Below are 19032 nucleotides of genomic sequence, written 5' to 3' on the forward strand. Positions count from 1 at the left end.
TTTAATAGAAGGAAGAGCTACAAATTTTACTAGCATTGACGCTTATTATGACGGAAAAAATATTCCTTTTGAAGATCATTTTTTTGATGGAATTATTTGTACAGAAGTTCTAGAACACGTCTTTAATTTAGACGAAGTATTATCAGAATTAAACAGGGTTTTAAAGCCAAACGGAAAGGCAATTATTACCACTCCATTTATGTGGGAAGAACACGAAATGCCCTATGATTTTGCTCGTTACACAATACCAGCCTTAGAGTATTTGTATAAGAAACATGGTTTTGAAATCGTGAGAAAAGAGAAAACTGGAAATGCAATTTTGGTTCTTTTCCAATTTTCAATGAATTATTTCAAAAACATATTACCTCAAAATAGATTAATCAAACAGGCTTTTTTATTGCCAATAATCGTGCTTTTCAACTTCTTTGGCGCTCTTTTTGGCGCATTGTTGCCTAAAGATCATAAAACCTATTTTAATTCTGTATTCATTCTTATAAAAAAGGAATAGATATTTTTTATTTTTACACAATAAGCAATCATTTTATACGTTTTAACGGTACAAAATTTGAAGCCATTCAATTTTGTAAACAACAACAACTAATGAAGAGAATATTAATAACAGGCGCCGCAGGATTTCTAGGATCACATCTTTGTGATCGGTTTATCAAAGAAGGCTATTATGTGATCGGGATGGATAACCTTATTACGGGCGATTTAAAAAACATAGCGCATCTTTTCAAAGATAAAAACTTCGAATTTTACCACCACGACATCACAAAGTTTGTGCACGTACCCGGTAAATTAGATTATATTTTACATTTTGCCTCTCCAGCAAGCCCCATAGATTATTTAAAAATTCCGATTCAAACCTTAAAAGTAGGGTCGTTGGGAACGCATAATTTGTTAGGGTTGGCCCGGGTAAAAAAAGCACGTATTCTTATCGCCTCTACTTCAGAAGTGTATGGCGATCCATTGGTCCACCCTCAAACAGAGGAATATTATGGTAACGTAAATACAATTGGGCCAAGAGGTGTTTACGATGAAGCCAAACGCTTTCAAGAGTCAATAACAATGGCTTATCACACCTTTCACGGCTTGGAAACCCGCATTGTTCGAATTTTTAATACCTACGGACCGCGTATGCGCTTGAATGACGGCCGCGTAATTCCGGCATTTATCGGACAAGCACTTCGAGGAGAAGATTTAACCATTTTTGGGGAGGGCAATCAAACCCGCTCCTTTTGTTATGTTGACGATCAAGTAGAAGGCATTTACCGCCTCTTACATTCCGATTATCCGTTACCGGTTAACATTGGTAATCCCGATGAAATAACCATCAAAGATTTTGCGCAAGAGATCATCAAATTAACAGGAACCCAACAAAAAATAGTATACCATCCGTTGCCGGTTAATGATCCCATGCAACGTCAACCCGATATTACAAAAGCAAAAGAGCTTCTGGGTTGGGAACCAAAAGTTGGAAGAGCCGAAGGCATGCAACTGACCTATGATTATTTTAAAACGCTTTCAGCAGAAGATTTAAGTAAAGAAGAACACAAAGATTTCACAAGCTACATCCATTAATTGAAAAATAAAACAGGCAGATACTCCGTTTATATTAGGCCCATACAAATTGCTTTTGATTTATTAATCATAAATCTATTGGTAGTGATATGTATGCGATCTGCTATGAGTAACATAGGATATCACAGTATTGTTTCCATTTTTTGGTTAATTATCTCCTATTATACCGGCTATTATGAAGTGTATCGGTATACCAAAGAGGTGGAAATATTTGGCAAACTTTTAAAACAATTTTTTTTTACCAGCTTAATTACTTTCGCCTATGCGGGGTACAAATATAAATATGTAACCACACAAGAAGTTGGTTTTTACATTCTAAGTTCGTTTGTACTCGTTGCATTATTAAAATATTCCATTTATATTTTTCTTAAAAAATACCGTTTATTGTATGGTGGAAATTTTCGAAATGTAGTCATTGTCGGCAACGGAAAAAGTGCAGAAGAATTAGCGCTTTTTTTCAATAATAATCTAGATTATGGCTATCATTTAATACAAATCTTTAACCTCAAAACCAATAAAAAAGAAGAGCTAGAAGCCTGCAAAAATTTTGTAGTTGCCCATAAAATTGATGAAATATACGCCTCGTTGCATTCGCTTACCAATAATGAAATAGACGATCTTATTCATTTTGCCGATAACAGTTTAAAAACTATTAAATTTTTACCCGACAGCAAGAATACTTTTTTGCGAAATTTAGCTGTTGAATATTACGATTATCTTCCGATTATTTCTTTGCGCACCATTCCCCTGGATGTAGAAGTAAATAAACGATTGAAACGAATTTTCGACATTGTTTTTTCATTAGTTGTGATCTTAGGCATCTTGTCTTGGATCACGCCAATCATTGCTATTTTTATCCGATTGGAATCCAAAGGCCCTGTTTTCTTTAAACAAAAGCGAAACGGCTTAAATTACGAAGAATTTTATTGCTATAAATTTAGATCGATGTTGCTAAATCCAATTGCGGATCTAGAACAAGTGCAAAAAAATGATCCTAGAATTACTAGTATTGGTAAAATAATCAGAAAAACAAGCATTGATGAATTGCCTCAGTTTATTAATGTTTTGTTTGGGGACATGTCAGTTGTAGGCCCTAGACCACACATGGTAAGCCATACCGAAATGTATGCCAAAAGCGTGGATAAATTCATGGTGCGCCATTTTATCAAACCAGGCATCACGGGATTGGCCCAAATTAATGGATTTCGGGGTGAGGTTGAAACGGAAACCGATATTATTAACAGGGTAAAATACGATATTTTTTACTTAGAAAATTGGTCTTTATTACTAGACACTAAGATAATTTTTGCCACAATAATAAACGCTATAAAGGGAGAGAAAAAAGCCTATTAACTTTTTTTTCAGTTGAAAACAAAGTATTTTTGTAGCACAACATAACAAACCCAAACAATGACAATTTTACTACTTGGATCTGGTGGTCGCGAACACGCCCTGGCCTGGAAAATGCTGCAAAGCGAAAAATGCACGTCTCTATTTGTTGCTCCTGGAAATGCAGGAACAGCAGCAATTGCAACTAATGTTTCATTAAATCCAAATGATTTTGAAGCCGTGAAACAATTTGTGCTTCAGGAAAAAGTTGCAATGGTTGTGGTTGGACCAGAAGACCCTTTAGTATTAGGGATTTATGATTTCTTCAAAAATGATACTGAAATTAATCATATTCCAGTAATCGGACCTTCAAAAATAGGAGCGCAACTAGAAGGAAGTAAAGAATTTGCCAAAGAATTTTTAGTAAAACACAATATACCAACTGCTCGTTACGAAAGTTTTACAAAAGAAACCGTAGCGCAAGGATGTCAATTTTTAGAAACTTTAGACGCGCCATACGTATTAAAAGCCGACGGTTTAGCTGCTGGAAAAGGGGTTTTGATCTTATCTGATTTAGAAGAAGCAAAAACAGAATTACGCAATATGTTGGTGGGAGCCAAATTTGGAGCTGCCAGTTCAAAAGTGGTCATCGAAGAATTTTTAGACGGAATCGAATTGAGTTGTTTTGTCTTAACCGACGGAAAATCCTATAAAATATTACCTACAGCCAAAGACTACAAACGAATAGGTGAAGGTGATACGGGATTGAATACTGGAGGTATGGGCGCAGTTTCTCCTGTTCCTTTTGCCGATGCAGTTTTAATGGAAAAAATTGAAAATCGCATTGTAAAACCAACGATAGCTGGCTTACAAAAAGACGACATCGAATATAAAGGTTTTGTATTTATTGGTTTGATCAATGTAAAAGGAGAACCCATGGTTATCGAATACAACGTTCGAATGGGTGACCCCGAAACCGAAGTGGTAATGCCAAGATTAAAATCGGATTTGGTCGAAATTTTTCAAGCCATCGCCTGCCAAGAATTGGATAAAATTACCTTAGAAATCGACGAAAGAGCAGCAACAACAATAATGGTGGTTTCTGGGGGTTATCCGGAAGACTATGAAAAAGGAAAAGAAATTACAGGATTGGAAAACATTACCGAATCCATACCTTTTCATGCAGGGACAACCCTTGAAAACGGTAAAGTAGTGAGTAATGGTGGACGCGTAATAGCGGTAACTTCATACGGAGCTAATTTTCAAGAAGCCATAAAAAAATCTTACCAAAGTATAGCAAAACTACAATTTGATAAGATGTATTTTAGAAAAGATATAGGTAACGATTTAGAATAGTTACCTAAAAAATCTTATTTATTTTAAAAATGAATGCGCCGTAGTGTCTTGTGCGTCTTCGTTGTTTGCTTTAAAAATGTTCAATTGTTTAATCCAATAGGTCATAGCAGCACAACAAATAACAATAAACATCCAGTTGATAATGTTTGCAGTCCACCAATTAGACAATTCTAATTCTCTGAACAGATCCATTGGAACAAATAAAAAGTCAACAAAAAGACTAGCAATTCCTTCAAAAAATGATTTCATTTTGATAAAGTATTATATTTACACCACAAAAATATAAAATATTCGCATGATAGCAAGTGTTTTTGGTAAAACTAGACCATTTAATTATTTAACCATTGGAATTTTGTTGTTTGTGTTCTTCATCACAAAGAACATTGTTGCTTCGGAATCAGATGTTTCGTTGGGCTATTACCTGCAAGAGTTTCTGCTTTTTGTGGTTGTTTTTGGGTCAAGTTTTTTGATAAATTTCATCGCGTTAAAAAATGAATTGACAAAAAGTAACAATTATGCCTTGTTGTTGTATTTTGTTTTTTTACTTTTTTTCTCGTCGTATTTCCAAAATAAAAACATAATCATCTCCAACTTCTTTTTGCTTTTAGCCTTGCGCCGACTGATTTCATTGAAATCATTGGTGTCAACAAAAGAAAAAATATTTGACGCTTCTTTTTGGATCTTAATTGCCGCTTTGTTTCACTTTTGGAGTTTGTTTTATATTGTTCTTGTTTTTATCGCAATCATATTGCACGTTTCCAGAGACTATAGAAACTGGGTGGTCCCATTTATTGCGCTATTAGCAGTTACCTTGTTGTTCTTTTTAGTCAATAGTTTTTTTGACAACAGTTTACTCAGCTCTTTAATGGGTAAAACGTATATTAGTTTTGATTTTTATTATTTCGAAAACATTTACCAGCGACTGGCATTTGCGCTTTTTACATCGTTGAGTTTGTTTGCCTTTGTGATGCATATTTTTGATATTCAAAACAAAGCTTTAAACATGCAATCTTCTCATAAAACCATTTTGTTTTCTTTTCTTTTGGGTTTTGGAATTTATATCATTTCAGCCAATAAAAACAATGGAAGTTTGGCATTTTGTTTTGCCCCTTTAGCGATAATTGGCGCCAATTTTATAGAAAAAGTGGAAAGCAATTGGCTAAGAGAAATAATGATATACGCCTTAGTAGGCTGTGCAATTTTTTTCTATGTAATGCAGTTATAACTTACTGCCATAAGCCAAATCACCAGCATCTCCTAAACCGGGAATAATATAGTTTTTCTCGTTTAATTTTTCATCCAATGCGGCTACCCATAAATGGCAGTTGGCAGGGAGGTTTTTTTCTACATACGCAATCCCTTCTGGAGCAGCAATAGCCACAGCAATATGAATTTCTTTGGGCTGGTGTTCCAAATGCAATTTTTGTAAGACAGCTACAATGGATTGTCCTGTGGCCAACATGGGGTCTATTAAAATTAGATTTTTCCCTTCAAACGATGGCGTGGCTTGATATTCTACTAAAATTTCAAATTGATCGTCGTTATTAAAATGATGACGGTAAGCCGATACAAATCCGTTTTCTGCTGCATCAAAAAAATTCATAAAGCCTTGATGTAACGCCAACCCGGCCCGTAAAATGGAACATAAAACAACAGGAGCAGCAACAACAGTAGTTTGTTTGGTTCCTAGTGGAGTTTGAACAGTAAGGGCTTTATAATCGAGTGTTTTACTCAATTCATACGCCATAATTTCTCCTATTCGCTCTATGTTTTTTCGAAACCGCATACGGTCTTTTTGGATGTTCACATCACGAATTTCTGACAAAAAATGATTGAGAATGCTGTTTTCTTCCGAAAGGTAATGGATGCGCATGGGAAATATTTTTTATTTTCAGGATAAAAGTACAAAAAATCGCTATTTTTGTATCCAATTAAAGCACTTAAATATGTTTGCCGAATTTGCATTTCCCATTTTTGAACAAAGTATCAAAACCTATCACATTGTTGACGATGTGTACCAACCTGTAGTCAATCCTTTCGATAAAGGAACGATAGAATATCTATTGTTTGCGAAAAACTGGGTAGATACCGTGCAATGGCATTATGAAGACATCGTGCGTGATCCAAATATTGATCCTGTTGCAGCTTTAGATTTAAAGAGAAAAATTGATGCTTCGAACCAAGTTCGAACCGATATGGTGGAGTACATCGACAGTTATTTCTTGGATAAATACAAGAATGTATCGGTAAAACCAAATGCAAAAATCAATACTGAAAGTCCGGCCTGGGCGATTGATCGTTTGTCTATTTTAGCGTTGAAAATTTACCACATGAACGAAGAGGCAACACGTGCCGAAGCTACGGCGGAACACCGCGCCAAATGCCAAGAAAAATTAAACGTATTGTTGGATCAAAAGAACGATATGTTTGTTTCCATCAGTCAGTTGATTGAAGATATTGAAGCGGGTGACAAATACATGAAAGTCTACAAACAAATGAAAATGTACAACGACGAGGAGTTAAATCCGGTGTTGTATCAAAATAAAAAATAGTAAGCTATTGCTATCTAAACCAAAACATATATTGGTAATAAGGCTCTCAGCCATGGGTGATGTCGCAATGACAGTTCCTGTGTTGAGAGCCTTAGTTTTGCAACATCCCGACGTAAAAATAACGATGGTTTCCAGACCATTCTTCCAACCTTTTTTTAAAGGTATTCCAAATGTCAATTTCTTTGGGGTAGATTTAAACCGACGACACAAAGGTTTCTTAGGTTTGTTGCGTTTGTTTTTTGATTTACGTAAGTTGGAAGTAGATTTGGTTGCCGATCTACACAACGTGCTTCGTTCTAAGGTTGTTCGAACGTTATTCGCCTTAAGCGGAAAGAAAGTAGCCGCAACCGATAAAGGAAGAGCCGAAAAGAAAGCCATAACACGGTTGACTCATAAAGTTATTGCGCCACTAAAATCAATGGTCGAACGCCATTTGGATACCTTCAAGCAGCTTGGGTTTTCAATTGATGTAACGCATCCAAAATTCCCTGAAAAAGCTGTTTTATCGAAAGAAATTATTTCTTTTACGGGAACTAAAAATAAAAATTGGATTGGAATTGCCCCTTTTGCACAATACGAAAGTAAAGTCTATCCAACCGATTTAATGCAACAAGTAGTAGACGATTTAGCTAAAAATAAAAACGTTAAAATATTTTTATTTGGCGGAGGCGCAACAGAGATTCAGAAATTAAATCAATTACAAAACAATCACGAAAATGTAATGGTTGTTGCTGGAAAATTATCATTTGAAGCCGAAATACAATTAATTTCCAATTTAGACGTGATGCTTTCCATGGATTCTGGAAACTCACATATTGCGGCAATGTTAGGCGTAAAAGTCATTACACTATGGGGCGCCACGCATCCTTATGCGGGCTTTAAACCGTTTAACCAACCCGATGCTTTTTGTTTGACTGCAGACAGAACACAATACCCGTTATTGCCGACATCGATCTACGGAAACAAAAAAGTAAAAGGGTATGATGAGGTAATGCGAACCATTTTGCCTTCTCAGGTCATTGAAAAAATAAATTCCAATCTTACCTAGATAAAATTGGAATTTGGAATTTTTTATTTGGAATTTTGCCCACTAAACAGCATCAAAATCAATTGTAATGGTAGTCGTTGTAGGATACGCTTGACACGCTAAAGTCAATCCTTCGGCTACTTCAGCATCATTTAATATTTGATTTTTCTTCATTTCCGCTGCACCTTCGGTTATTCTGCAAATACAACTGCTGCAAATGCCACCTTGACAAGAATACGGCACATCTAAACCTTGCTTCAATGCCGCTTCTAATACCGTTTGTTGCTGACTCATTTCAAAAGTGCTTTCTTCATCATCAACCAAAATCGAAATTTTAGTGTGTCCTTCAGCACCACCAAACGATTCGTTTTCATTTGAAGATGTTGAGAACAATTCAAATTTGATATCAGAACTTGAAATATTATTTTCTTTCAACGCGTCCGACACTATATTAATCATCGCTTCAGGTCCACACAAATAGAATTTTGCAAACTCCATTTCGGCATGTTTATTTTTCAAGATAAAATTTACCGTGGTATGGTCGATTCTACCAAGCAAAGCGTTATCAGCAGTAGATTGACTGTATACATACTGCACAAACAAGCGACCAACATATTGCAATTGTAAATCGTGTAATTGGTTGTGGAAAATGGTGTCTTTTTCCGACTTGTTTCCGTAAACCAATACAAAAGTACTGTTTGGTTCTTCCTCCAAAACCGATTTTAAAATCGAAAACACGGGTGTAATACCGCTACCAGCCACAAAAGCTGCGTAGTTTCTTTGACGGTCTGCCTTGGGTTCGAACGTGAATTTTCCTTCTGGAGTTCCTACTTCGATGACGTTTCCAACGCTTAATTTTTCATTGGCAAATTTTGAGAAAAACCCATTTTTAACCGATTTAATAGCGATGCGCAATTCGCCACTTTTGGGCGCAGAACAAATGGAATAGGCTCTTCTAATTTCTTGTCCGTCCAAAGTAACTTTTACGTTTACATATTGTCCGGCAACAAAGGAATAATTGGATTGTAGTTCTTCGGGAACATTAAAAAGAATCGAAACGGCATCTGCAGTTTCTTTGATGATTTCTTTAATGCTTAATTTATAAAATGATGACATGTAGTTTAATTTTTGACAAAAATACTACTTATCAAGAAAAAAGAAGATAGAATTTAGAAAATAGATTTTCAGATTTTCGGATATTCTGATTTTTGAATTTGTTCTTGAACTTGAAAAAATACGTAAGAATGTTATGCATAAGAAAATTATGTATATATTTGTTTTTTGAAATTTAAAGTAAAATGAAAAATTCACAATTATACAAAGGCAGTTTAAACACCATCATCATGAAGCTTTTAGAAGAAAAAGGCAGAATGTATGGCTATGAAATTACGCAGAAAGTAAAAGAAATTACCAAAGGCGAATTGAATATTACCGAAGGCGCGTTATATCCTGCGTTACATAAATTAGAAGCTGAAGGATTGCTCGATGTTGAGGTAGAAAAAGTAGACAATCGCTTACGAAAGTACTACAAACTGACCGAAAAAGGCACCACAGAAACCGTAAACCGTTTGTCTGAATTGGAAGAATTCATCAAAAACATGCAAACTATTGTAAACCCTAAACTGAGTTATTAAGATGAAGTTGACTGTAGAACAAATAGATAAAATAGATGTTATTCTAGACAAATTAGGTTTAGATTTTCTTGATTTTAAATTGGAAATAAAGGATCATATCGCTTGTCAGGTTGAAGAGAATATGAGTTCTAAAGAAATAGCTTTTGACACCTCTCTTATAGCGGTATTAAAATGTTGGGAATCAAAACTTGTTTTACGTGAATCATGGCTGATAAGCAAAAAGAAATCATTTCCTAAAATTGTGATCCAAAGATTATTCAAGAGATTTTTAATCTATAACGTAACATTGGTGCTCTTTATGATTTTATCCTATTATTTCTTTCAAAATTTTAGACAGAGTATCAATGATTCAGTGTTCTTTCTAAAATATTCTAAAATCCTATACAGCTCCTTTTTTGGTGTTTTTTTAATTTTTTGGTTAATAATGTATTTCCAAAAAACAAAAACAAGTTATTTCTATCAATTCAAACAAAACTTTTATCTTGTATTACTTTTTCAATTTTATATAGTTTTTCTAGGCTCTTTTGTGATGAACTATATGGGTTTATCTCTTGTGCTAATTCTAACCCCATTTTTGTTCTACACTTTTTACAAACACCAACAATTTATTAATAAATATAAATTGGTATGAAACTAACCTACACACAACTAGATTTTATTGACCGCTTTTTAGAGCAACATCAACTCGATTTTCTAGATTTCAAGCTAGAAGTAAAAGACCATTTGGCTACTGCTACAGAAGAATTTATGAAGCACAAAGAAATTTCTTTTGAAGAAGCGTTTCCATTAGCTGCCAAGGCTTGGGAATCAGAATTACTAGTAAAAAAATATTGGTTAATTAGTAACGAACGCTTGTTTCCAAGTTTTGTAATTCAGAGAATTAAAAACAAAGTAGCTTTTCATTATGGAGTGGTTATATTATTGGCTTTATTTGGCATTTACTTTTTTTCCTCTTTACCAATCGAGAAGAAGTCGTTTTTCAACTATGGTGTTGGATTTTGCGGTATTGTTTATTTTCTTTTAAGACGAATCATGAATATAAAAAAAACAAAAACAAGCTATCGTTTTCATTTTGACTATTTTCATTTACCTGTTTTATTGGGGTTTGCGTATTTCTTTGTTTTGAAAAGTTCGTTTACTTATGTAAATTTTATAGGTTTTTTAGTAATCGCTAATTTTCCCTTCACGATATATTATTTCGTGAAACACCAACAATTTGTAAAAAAATATCAGTTAAAATGAAACTCACCCCCGAACAAATAGAACGGCTGTATCTATTCACGCGCCAACATTACGTGGAGTGGTACGATTTACAATCGGAATTGGTAGACCATATGGCCAATGCTATTGAAGCGCAATGGCAAGAACATCCAAAACTATCCTTTGAAGAGGCTTTACAAAAAGAATTCAAAAAGTTTGGTGTGTTTGGGTTTATGGACGTAGTAGAAAAACGCCAATCAGCTTTAAATAAAAAATACAACGGAATTATTTGGAAACATTTCAAAGCCTTTTTTACCATCCCTAAAATCATTTTTACAGCAACTCTTGTTGCAGTAACCTTCGCGCTTTTAAATGTGACTTTGTATAAATCAGAAGTAGTTTTAGGGGCTTTTGGAATAATTATTCTAAGTTTCTATGGCGCTATTATTTATTTTACCAATAAAAACAAAAAACCAAATTCAGCGACGCATAAAAAATGGCTGTTAAAAGAAATTATTTTGGGCCGTTCTTCCATATGCGGATTAATATATTTACCGATTCATATCATACTTCGTTCCGACAAACTAATGGAACACGCATTAGGGGTCTTTGGCATTAGTTTTTTATTGGTTTCAATGCTACTGATCGAATACATTATGGTAATAGAAATCCCTAAAAAAGCAGAAGCATATCTTCATGAGACCTATCCCGAATATGCTTTAGAAAATGCGAATTAAATAAAAAGCCTACTCATAAAGTAGGCTTTCCTTTTTTATTCTGTGAACAACGCTTTTAATTCGGTTGCTTCGTGGGGTTTCATTTTTCCGGCCAAGACCAAACTCAATTGTTTTCTGCGTAAAGCAGCAGCAAAGCGTTCTTTTTCCAATTCGGTTTCGGGAACAATAGGTGGCACAGGAATGGGTCTTCCGGTTTCGTCTACTGCCACAAAGGTGTAAATGGCTTCGTTGGCTTTGTTTTTAATTCCCGATTCGCGGTCTTCAATCCATACATCAATAAAGATTTCCATGGATGTATTGAATGTTCTCGAAACTTTCGATTCTACGGTTACCACACTTCCTAGGGGAATGGCTCTGTTAAATGCCACGTGGTTTACCGAAGCGGTTACACAAATTCTACGGGAATGTCTGCGGGCCGTTATACTGGCGGCACGATCCATACGCGCTAATAATTCGCCTCCAAACAAGTTGTTCAAAGGATTGGTTTCTCCAGGCAATACTAAGTCGGTCAAAGTGGTTACCGATTCTGATGGAAATTTTGGCTGCATTGTTTTTTTTGCAAAGATACTACGGAAATCGAGATTAAAAAGCATAAAAAAATCCCAAAAATGGGATTTTCATAGGTATTTATAGCGGTGTAATTCTTAGTCAATCAACAACCAAGCTTCGGCACTGTGTGATTTTTGTATGGCCTTGCGCTCAGCTTGCGCTTCTTTTAATGTTTTAAAACTTGCAAAAACTACAGGATACAAATCGTGTTTGTTAATGGGCAACATTTTAGCCTTTTCAAAACCAGCCGCTACCAATTCTGCAATCGCTTTATTGGCGTTTTCTTCACTTCTATACGCGCCAGCCACTAAATGATACGGTAGTTTTTCTTCTGGCAACGCAAGTGCTACAGATGGAATTGGATTGGAAAGCACAAAGGTAGCTTCTTGAATTTGCCGCTGTACTTTTTCTTGTACTTTTTTCTCAACGATCAGGGTTTGTTCCATGATTTGTTGGTCATAATGTACTTTATATCCAAAAGTTCCAGCCCCTAACATTAAGGTAATTACAGCAGCATATTTCAAATACGAATAATTTCTTTTTCGTTGTGGTGTAAAAATAATAGGCGCTCTTTCTTCTAAAGCTTCCACTTGTTGGTGTAATACTTCTCGAGTAATTTCAGGAGAAACAAAGGAAGATAATCCAAAAGCATCGGTCAAATAATTAACCGTGTTTGCAGGTTCAAAAACCCAATTCATTTCGTTATTAACCGAAATTTCACCAATGTTTTTTACAACGACACGGTTGCGATTTTGCAACAAATACGACCATTCATTAACCACTTCGTTAATTTTGATCACGGCTAATTCATAAGACATTTTTTCTTGTAATGCCACATGATTGGCCAATAAACCATCGTTATTTTTTACATTCGCATTGAATGAAACCACCTTTTTAGGCGGAAAAAACGAACTGGCGCTTCTCGTAACATGCGCTGGGATGATTTCGGTTAAAAACGCACCAAAACCCGGAACGGTAACGCACTGATAACGATATAATAAATCGGATATGTGTTTTTCTATCTGCATAACAACAAAGTTAGATAATCAAGATGAATTTCAAAATTTTATCAACAAAAATTATTAACAATTTCAGTTTTGTTCTAAACAATTGATATCAAATTAGTTGCTTTTTTTGACGTCCATTTGTCTTTTGTTTTGAAAGGCAACTTAAAACTCGTATTTTTGAAGTTCAAATATACGCCAAATCAAATTTTATACGCCATGAATACAACAGAATTATATTTTACCCTTGCCTTGTTGCAAGTAGAAGGAATAGGCGATGTCCTCGCAAAAAAACTCATTCATCACTGCGGAAATGCCGAGAATGTGTTTGCTACTAAAAAAACCCAACTTCAAAAAATTGAAGGCATTGGAGCTGCCGCTGTCAAAAACATTCACGACAAAGCGGTGTTTGCAAAAGCCGAAGCCGAACTCCAATTTCTTTCTCAAGAACAAATCACCTCGTTGTATTTTCAAGACGATGCGTATCCTTTTCGTTTAAAACATTGTTACGATAGCCCAGTGCTCTTATTTCAATCGGGCACCGTTGCTTTACAAAACCGAAAAATTATCAGTATTGTTGGGACCCGCCAAATGACCACGTATGGCGCTGAAGTTACAAAGAAACTTATTGAAGATTTGGCACCATTAGAACCCATAATTGTGAGTGGTTTTGCCTATGGTGTAGATATTTATGCCCATCAAATGGCGATGGATTGTGGTTTGCAAACGATAGGTGTATTGGCTCACGGCTTGAATCAAATATATCCCAAGACACATAAAAAGTACATCGTAAATATGGAACAAAACGGCGGCTTTATTACCGAATTTTGGAGCAGCAGCCAGCCCGATAAAGAAAATTTTATCAAACGCAATCGCATTGTGGCCGGCATGAGCGAAGCCACTATTGTAATTGAAAGTGCCGAAAAAGGAGGATCATTAGTCACTGCAAATTTGGCCAATGATTACAACCGAGATGTGTTTGCGGTTCCCGGAAGAACTACAGATAAGTACAGCCAAGGATGTAATCAGTTGATCAAAACGCAGCGTGCTAATTTGCTTACTTCGGCAGCAGATTTAATATACTTATTGAATTGGGAACTTCCAACAGCGACAAAAAATAATCAGAAAGCCATACAAAAACAACTTTTCGTTTCATTGACAGCAGAAGAGCAAACCATTTATGATGCCCTACAAAAAGCAGGGAAAGAAGCTATTGACATCCTAGCGTTAACGTGCAATTTACCCATTTACAAACTGTCTTCTCTCTTGTTGAATATGGAATTAAAAGGGCTAATAAGACCTTTACCCGGCAAAATATTTGAGGTGGTTTGATAGGCGATTACTAAAGCCAAACTTGTTTCAGCGATTCGTGAAATTAAGGGTAATAAATTATTCGTAGCCCAACTTCTTTCTAACTCTTTGCAACACACCGTTTGCAACACAACTGGCTTTGGCAGCACCTTCTTGTAATAATGTATCTAGCGCTCCTAGATTATTGATGTAGTAATTGTATTTTTCTCTTTCCGAGGCAAATTTTTCAACGATCAAATCAAAAAGCGCTTGTTTGGCATGGCCATAGCCAAAATTTCCAGCTTCGTATTTGGTACGCAGTTCGGCCACTTGTTCAGCACTGGCCAATAATTTATACAATGCAAATACATTACAAGTATCCGGATTTTTGGGTTCTTCAAGCGGTGTACTGTCGGTTTCAACAGCCTTTATTTGTTTCAATAAGGCTTTATCGTCTAAAAATATATTGATAATATTATTTCGAGACTTGCTCATTTTTTGTCCATCAGTTCCTGGAATTAACATGGTGTCTTCGCTTGTTTTTCCCTCAGGCAAGACAAATGTTTCTCCCATTTGGTGATTAAATCTCGAAGCTACATCACGGGTAATTTCTAAATGTTGCATTTGATCTTTTCCTACCGGAACAATTTCGGCGTCATATAATAAAATATCAGCAGCCATAAGCATCGGATACGTAAACAAACCTGCATTAACATCCTCTAGTCGGTCGGCTTTATCTTTAAAAGAATGGGCCAAAGTTAACCGTTGGAACGGAAAAAAACAGCTCAAATACCAAGACAATTCTGCCGTTTGTGGCACATCGGATTGTCTATAAAATACTGCTTTATTGGTGTCCAATCCACAAGCCAGCCATGCAGCAGCTGTGCTGTAGGTGTTTTGTTTGAGTTCGGCTCCATTTTTAATTTGGGTAATGGAATGCAAATCGGCAATAAATAAAAATGATTCATTCGCAGGATTATTTGCCATTTGAATAGCAGGTAAAATTGCGCCTAATAAATTACCTAAGTGTGGTGTTCCAGTACTTTGAATTCCTGTTAATATTTTTGCCATTGTTTATTTGTTTTGCAACGTTATTCGCAAAGCGAATTAATTAGTATTCTGAATTGCAAATGTAAAGTAAAAACCGAAAAGTAAAAAGCGTTGGATTTTATTAAAATGATTACTTTTGGAAGGCAATAAATTACAAACGAACCGAAATGATAAAATACCCACTTTATTTACTCTACCGTATTTGGTATTATGTGTTGGTGTTTGTTCCAATTGTACTCTTTTTCCCAGTAATCTTCGCCACAATACTAAGCGAAAAAACGTATCCTTTGTTTTTTAAAATTGCTCGCATTTGGGCAAAAATTATTTTGATTGGAATGGGGTTTAACTATAAAATTAGTGGTCAGGATGTTTTTGAGGAAGGAAAAAGTTATGTATTGGTCGCCAATCACACCTCAATGACCGACATCATGCTGATGCTGGTTTTGGTAAAAAACCATCCGTTTGTTTTTGTAGGTAAAAAAGAGTTGGCCCAAATTCCAATTTTTGGGTTTATATACAAACGCGTATGCATTTTAGTCGACCGAAGCAACAGCAGAAGTCGCTTTCAAGTTTTTGAACGGGCCCAAAAAAGAATACTACAGGGCCTAAGTATTTGTATATTTCCCGAAGGCGGCGTGCCTGAAGAACATATTGTCTTGGACGAATTTAAAGACGGCGCTTTTCGTATTGCAATCGAACACCAATTACCGATTGTACCCATGGTGTTTTTTGACAATAAGAAACGATTTTCCTATACTTTTTTTAGTGGAAGCCCAGGGAAAATGCGTGCAAAAATTTTACCTATCATTCCTACAAAAGGAAAAACTTTGAACGATAAAAATGAATTGAAACAGCAAACAAGAATAAGCATTGCCTTTGAATTGGAAAACGACGAATAAAAAAAATCACGCTCTAGGCGTGATTTTTTATTTATGCATTATTTTCTTTAATGGTTTCCTTAATTTTCATTTCCAGTTCGTCCATTAATTCCGGATTGTCTTTTATCATCACTTTAACAGCGTCTCTACCTTGTCCTAATTTGGTTTCACCATAACTGAACCATGAGCCACTTTTTTTGATGATTTCAAATTCAACAGCTAAGTCAAGTACTTCACCTACTTTAGAAATTCCTTCGCCATACATGATGTCAAATTCTGCCGTTCTAAAAGGTGGTGCCACTTTATTTTTAACAATTTTAACTTTGGTTCTATTTCCTAATACGTTGTCTCCGTCTTTAATTTGAGTCGATTTTCTAATATCAATTCGCACCGAAGCATAAAATTTCAACGCATTTCCACCCGTTGTGGTTTCTGGACTTCCAAACATCACGCCAATTTTATCACGCAACTGGTTGATGAAGAATACCGTACAATTGGTTTTGTGAATGGTCCCTGTTAATTTTCTCAATGCTTGAGACATCAACCGAGCATGCAATCCCATTTTGCTATCTCCCATGTCGCCTTCAATTTCGCTTTTAGGCGTTAAAGCTGCAACAGAGTCAATGACAACAATGTCTACGGCTCCAGAACGAATTAAACTTTCTGCAATTTCAAGCGCTTGCTCTCCGTTATCAGGTTGTGAAATGATTAAATTATCAATATCAACTCCTAATTTTTCGGCATAAAAACGATCGAAAGCATGTTCAGCATCAATAAATGCTGCAATTCCACCTGCTTTTTGAGCTTCAGCAATGGCGTGTAAGGTTAACGTAGTTTTACCAGATGATTCTGGCCCATAAATTTCAATGACTCTACCTCTTGGGTATCCGTTCACACCTAAAGCTAAGTCTACTCCTAATGAACCCGAAGAAATCGATTCAATTTCTTCAACGGCGCTATCGCCTAGTTTCATTACGGCTCCTTTACCATAGGTTTTGTCCAATTTGTCTAACGTTAATTGTAAGGCTTTTAATTTGGCTTCTTTATCTGCACTCATAATAGATTATTTTTCGTAAAAATACAGCTTTTTTTATTTGTTCCAAAAATTGTTAATATGTTTTTGCTTTATATAAAAACACAAATTTTTATTCAAAATTTCTATATTTGTAACCGAATTCTTCCATTTAGATTTCGTAATTATCACAAACTATTTCTCACTTAAACGTTTATAGCATGCAACTGTATAACACCTTAAGCGCAGAAGAACGAGCCGAGCTTATTGATCAAGCGGGCAAACAACGCTTTACGTTGTCTTTCTATGCGTATGCCAAAATTGAAGAGCCTAAAAAATTTAGAGACGATTTATTTATCGCTTGGAATGCCTTGGACGCCTTGGGCCGCACCTATGTTGCCAAAGAAGGAATCAACGCACAAATGTCGGTCCCTGCCGAAAACTTTGAAGCCTTTCGTGAAACTTTAGAAGTGTATTCTTTTATGCGTGGCATTCGTTTGAATGTGGCTGTTGAACACGACGATCATTCGTTTTTAAAATTGACCGTAAAAGTACGCGATAAAATTGTGGCCGACGGTTTGAACGATGAAACGTTTGATGTTACTAATATTGGCGTTCACTTAAAAGCTAAGGAATTCAACCAAATTTTAGAAGATCCCAACACGATTGTAGTGGATTTTAGGAACCACTACGAAAGTGAAATTGGCCATTTTAAAGGCGCCATCACGCCTGATGTGGAGACTTTTAGAGAAAGTTTGCCTATTATTAACGAGCAATTACAAAATTTTAAAGAAGATAAAAACTTGGTCATGTATTGTACGGGCGGTATTCGTTGCGAAAAAGCATCGGCCTATTTCAAGCACCAAGGATTTAAGAACGTTTTCCAATTAGAAGGCGGAATCATCAATTATGCCAAACAAATCAAAGAAGAAAACCTGGAAAGTAAATTCATAGGGAAAAACTTTGTGTTTGATCACCGCTTGGGCGAACGCATTACAGACGATATCGTTTCGCAATGCCATCAGTGTGGTAAACCGTGTGACAACCACACCAATTGTTTAAATGACGGTTGCCATTTGTTGTTCATTCAATGCGACGATTGTAAGGCCGCTATGGAAAATTGTTGCTCTAACGAATGCTTGGAAATCACTCATTTGCCACTAGCAGAACAAGTAAAACTACGTCGAGGAAAACAAGTTGGAAATAAAGTATTCCGGAAAGGAAAATCTGAAAAATTGAAGTTCAAACATTCGGGTGAACTCTCGGATACACCTTTGGCATTAGCCTCAAAAACAACCGATATCCGTCAAAAGATTAAAATAAAGAAAACCCTTGTTGGAAAAGCCGAACATTTTTATGTCAAAGCACAAGTGGGTCTTTTTATCATTGAAAACAATGAATTAAACCTTGGAGAAAAAATCTTAATTTCGGGTCCAACTACCGGAAATCAAGAATTGGTTTTAGAAAAAATGCTGGTCAATGGAACTGAAAACACGAGCGCTAAAATTGGTGATAAAGTCACGTTTGAAGTCCCTTTTAGGGTACGATTATCCGACAGACTTTATAAATTAGGAACCTAAAATTAGTTCTTACCACTATTTTAAATACTAGAATCTAACCTATTTCGTTTTACTACGAGATAGGTTTTTTTATTTTGGATAAACTTCCACTATTGAATTTGAAAGATTCAACAAAAATTCAATATCTTTACGCTCAAAAACGTTTTGAAACGTAGTCCACAAAGGGCAATCACTATATATTTAAATTATGGCATGTACAAACTGTTCAACCACTGATGGTGGTGCACCAAAAGGGTGTAATAATAATGGG

Annotated in this window: 20 protein-coding genes; 13 read left to right on the forward strand and 7 right to left on the reverse strand. The window is 35.6% G+C overall.

The window, feature by feature from the left end; all coding sequences use genetic code 11:
• The 4 genes from ACIQ6Z_RS05465 to purD all read left to right on the forward strand — a co-directional run.
• On the forward strand, positions 1–508 hold a 508-nt coding region (locus ACIQ6Z_RS05465; RefSeq protein WP_396209925.1), incomplete at its 5' end, for a class I SAM-dependent methyltransferase.
• A gap of 92 nt (positions 509–600) precedes the next feature.
• On the forward strand, positions 601–1584 hold the full coding sequence (locus tag ACIQ6Z_RS05470) for a UDP-glucuronic acid decarboxylase family protein (protein WP_396209926.1): 984 nt from the start codon (positions 601–603) through the stop codon (positions 1582–1584).
• Positions 1585–2937 carry an undecaprenyl-phosphate glucose phosphotransferase gene (locus ACIQ6Z_RS05475; RefSeq protein ID WP_396209927.1) on the forward strand — a complete coding sequence of 451 codons (1353 nt, stop codon included), beginning with the start codon at positions 1585–1587 and terminating at the stop codon, positions 2935–2937.
• Positions 2938–2994: 57 nt separating this feature from the next.
• Positions 2995–4269, forward strand: coding sequence for a phosphoribosylamine--glycine ligase (purD, locus tag ACIQ6Z_RS05480; protein ID WP_396209928.1), 1275 nt, complete (start codon positions 2995–2997; stop codon positions 4267–4269).
• Positions 4270–4287: 18 nt separating this feature from the next.
• Here the strand turns inward: purD and ACIQ6Z_RS05485 are convergent, their stop codons facing one another.
• Positions 4288–4518, reverse strand: coding sequence for a uracil phosphoribosyltransferase (locus tag ACIQ6Z_RS05485; RefSeq protein WP_396209929.1), 231 nt, complete (start codon positions 4516–4518; stop codon positions 4288–4290).
• A gap of 46 nt (positions 4519–4564) precedes the next feature.
• Here ACIQ6Z_RS05485 and ACIQ6Z_RS05490 point away from each other — a divergent pair, with 46 nt between their 5' ends.
• Positions 4565–5494 (forward strand): DUF6427 family protein, encoded by a 930-nt coding sequence (locus ACIQ6Z_RS05490; protein ID WP_396209930.1) that lies wholly within the window; start codon positions 4565–4567, stop codon positions 5492–5494.
• Here ACIQ6Z_RS05490 and upp read toward each other — a convergent pair.
• Positions 5489–6142, reverse strand: a complete 654-nt coding sequence (gene upp / locus ACIQ6Z_RS05495) for a uracil phosphoribosyltransferase (RefSeq protein WP_396209931.1) — start codon at positions 6140–6142, stop codon at positions 5489–5491. The two genes, ACIQ6Z_RS05490 and upp, sit on opposite strands and share 6 nt — an antisense overlap.
• A gap of 73 nt (positions 6143–6215) precedes the next feature.
• On the opposite strand from upp, the gene ACIQ6Z_RS05500 reads away from it, so the two are divergent.
• Together ACIQ6Z_RS05500 and ACIQ6Z_RS05505 are read left to right on the forward strand one after the other, a co-directional pair.
• Positions 6216–6821: a DUF4254 domain-containing protein gene (locus ACIQ6Z_RS05500; protein ID WP_396209932.1), complete on the forward strand. Its 606-nt coding sequence runs from the start codon at positions 6216–6218 to the stop codon at positions 6819–6821.
• 52 nt (positions 6822–6873) lie between these two features.
• A complete protein-coding gene (locus tag ACIQ6Z_RS05505) occupies positions 6874–7869 on the forward strand; it encodes a glycosyltransferase family 9 protein (RefSeq protein WP_396209942.1) in 996 nt (331 codons plus the stop codon).
• Between the two features lie 42 nt (positions 7870–7911).
• Here the strand turns inward: ACIQ6Z_RS05505 and ACIQ6Z_RS05510 are convergent, their stop codons facing one another.
• Complete coding sequence (locus ACIQ6Z_RS05510; RefSeq protein ID WP_396209933.1) at positions 7912–8964, reverse strand: 2Fe-2S iron-sulfur cluster-binding protein; 1053 nt, start codon at positions 8962–8964, stop codon at positions 7912–7914.
• A gap of 182 nt (positions 8965–9146) precedes the next feature.
• Here ACIQ6Z_RS05510 and ACIQ6Z_RS05515 point away from each other — a divergent pair, with 182 nt between their 5' ends.
• The 3 genes from ACIQ6Z_RS05515 (at position 9147) to ACIQ6Z_RS05525 (ending at position 11419) form a co-directional block, all read left to right on the forward strand.
• Positions 9147–9482 carry a PadR family transcriptional regulator gene (locus tag ACIQ6Z_RS05515; RefSeq protein WP_300092455.1) on the forward strand — a complete coding sequence of 112 codons (336 nt, stop codon included), beginning with the start codon at positions 9147–9149 and terminating at the stop codon, positions 9480–9482.
• A 627-nt stretch (positions 9483–10109) separates the two neighbouring features.
• Positions 10110–10724 carry a hypothetical protein gene (locus tag ACIQ6Z_RS05520; protein WP_396209934.1) on the forward strand — a complete coding sequence of 205 codons (615 nt, stop codon included), beginning with the start codon at positions 10110–10112 and terminating at the stop codon, positions 10722–10724.
• Positions 10721–11419: a hypothetical protein gene (locus ACIQ6Z_RS05525; RefSeq protein WP_396209935.1), complete on the forward strand. Its 699-nt coding sequence runs from the start codon at positions 10721–10723 to the stop codon at positions 11417–11419. The genes ACIQ6Z_RS05520 and ACIQ6Z_RS05525 overlap by 4 nt, the downstream gene beginning before the upstream one ends.
• A gap of 35 nt (positions 11420–11454) precedes the next feature.
• Here the strand turns inward: ACIQ6Z_RS05525 and ACIQ6Z_RS05530 are convergent, their stop codons facing one another.
• Both ACIQ6Z_RS05530 and ACIQ6Z_RS05535 read right to left on the reverse strand, forming a co-directional pair.
• Positions 11455–11967 carry an acyl-CoA thioesterase gene (locus tag ACIQ6Z_RS05530; RefSeq protein ID WP_396209936.1) on the reverse strand — a complete coding sequence of 171 codons (513 nt, stop codon included), beginning with the start codon at positions 11965–11967 and terminating at the stop codon, positions 11455–11457.
• Positions 11968–12063: 96 nt separating this feature from the next.
• Positions 12064–12996, reverse strand: a complete 933-nt coding sequence (locus ACIQ6Z_RS05535; protein WP_396209937.1) for an SPOR domain-containing protein — start codon at positions 12994–12996, stop codon at positions 12064–12066.
• 195 nt (positions 12997–13191) lie between these two features.
• Between ACIQ6Z_RS05535 and dprA the strand changes: the two genes are divergently transcribed.
• Complete coding sequence (gene dprA, locus ACIQ6Z_RS05540; RefSeq protein WP_396209938.1) at positions 13192–14304, forward strand: DNA-processing protein DprA; 1113 nt, start codon at positions 13192–13194, stop codon at positions 14302–14304.
• Positions 14305–14361: 57 nt separating this feature from the next.
• Here dprA and trpS read toward each other — a convergent pair whose 3' ends face one another.
• A complete protein-coding gene (trpS, locus tag ACIQ6Z_RS05545; RefSeq protein ID WP_396209939.1) occupies positions 14362–15333 on the reverse strand; it encodes a tryptophan--tRNA ligase in 972 nt (323 codons plus the stop codon).
• A 146-nt stretch (positions 15334–15479) separates the two neighbouring features.
• Here trpS and ACIQ6Z_RS05550 point away from each other — a divergent pair, with 146 nt between their 5' ends.
• Entirely contained in the window at positions 15480–16211 is a 732-nt protein-coding gene (locus ACIQ6Z_RS05550; protein WP_396209940.1) for a lysophospholipid acyltransferase family protein, read from the forward strand.
• 31 nt (positions 16212–16242) lie between these two features.
• Here the strand turns inward: ACIQ6Z_RS05550 and recA are convergent, their stop codons facing one another.
• The gene (gene recA, locus ACIQ6Z_RS05555) at positions 16243–17247 is read right to left on the reverse strand and encodes a recombinase RecA (RefSeq protein WP_396197323.1); all 1005 of its coding nucleotides are present in this window, start codon (positions 17245–17247) and stop codon (positions 16243–16245) included.
• A 176-nt stretch (positions 17248–17423) separates the two neighbouring features.
• On the opposite strand from recA, the gene ACIQ6Z_RS05560 reads away from it, so the two are divergent.
• On the forward strand, positions 17424–18782 hold the full coding sequence (locus ACIQ6Z_RS05560) for a rhodanese-related sulfurtransferase (RefSeq protein ID WP_396209941.1): 1359 nt from the start codon (positions 17424–17426) through the stop codon (positions 18780–18782).
• The last annotated feature ends 250 nt before the right edge of the window (positions 18783–19032 follow it).

It is taken from the genome of Flavobacterium sp., assembly GCF_044376915.1.
In the GTDB taxonomy this organism is placed as follows: Bacteria; Bacteroidota; Bacteroidia; order Flavobacteriales; family Flavobacteriaceae; genus Flavobacterium.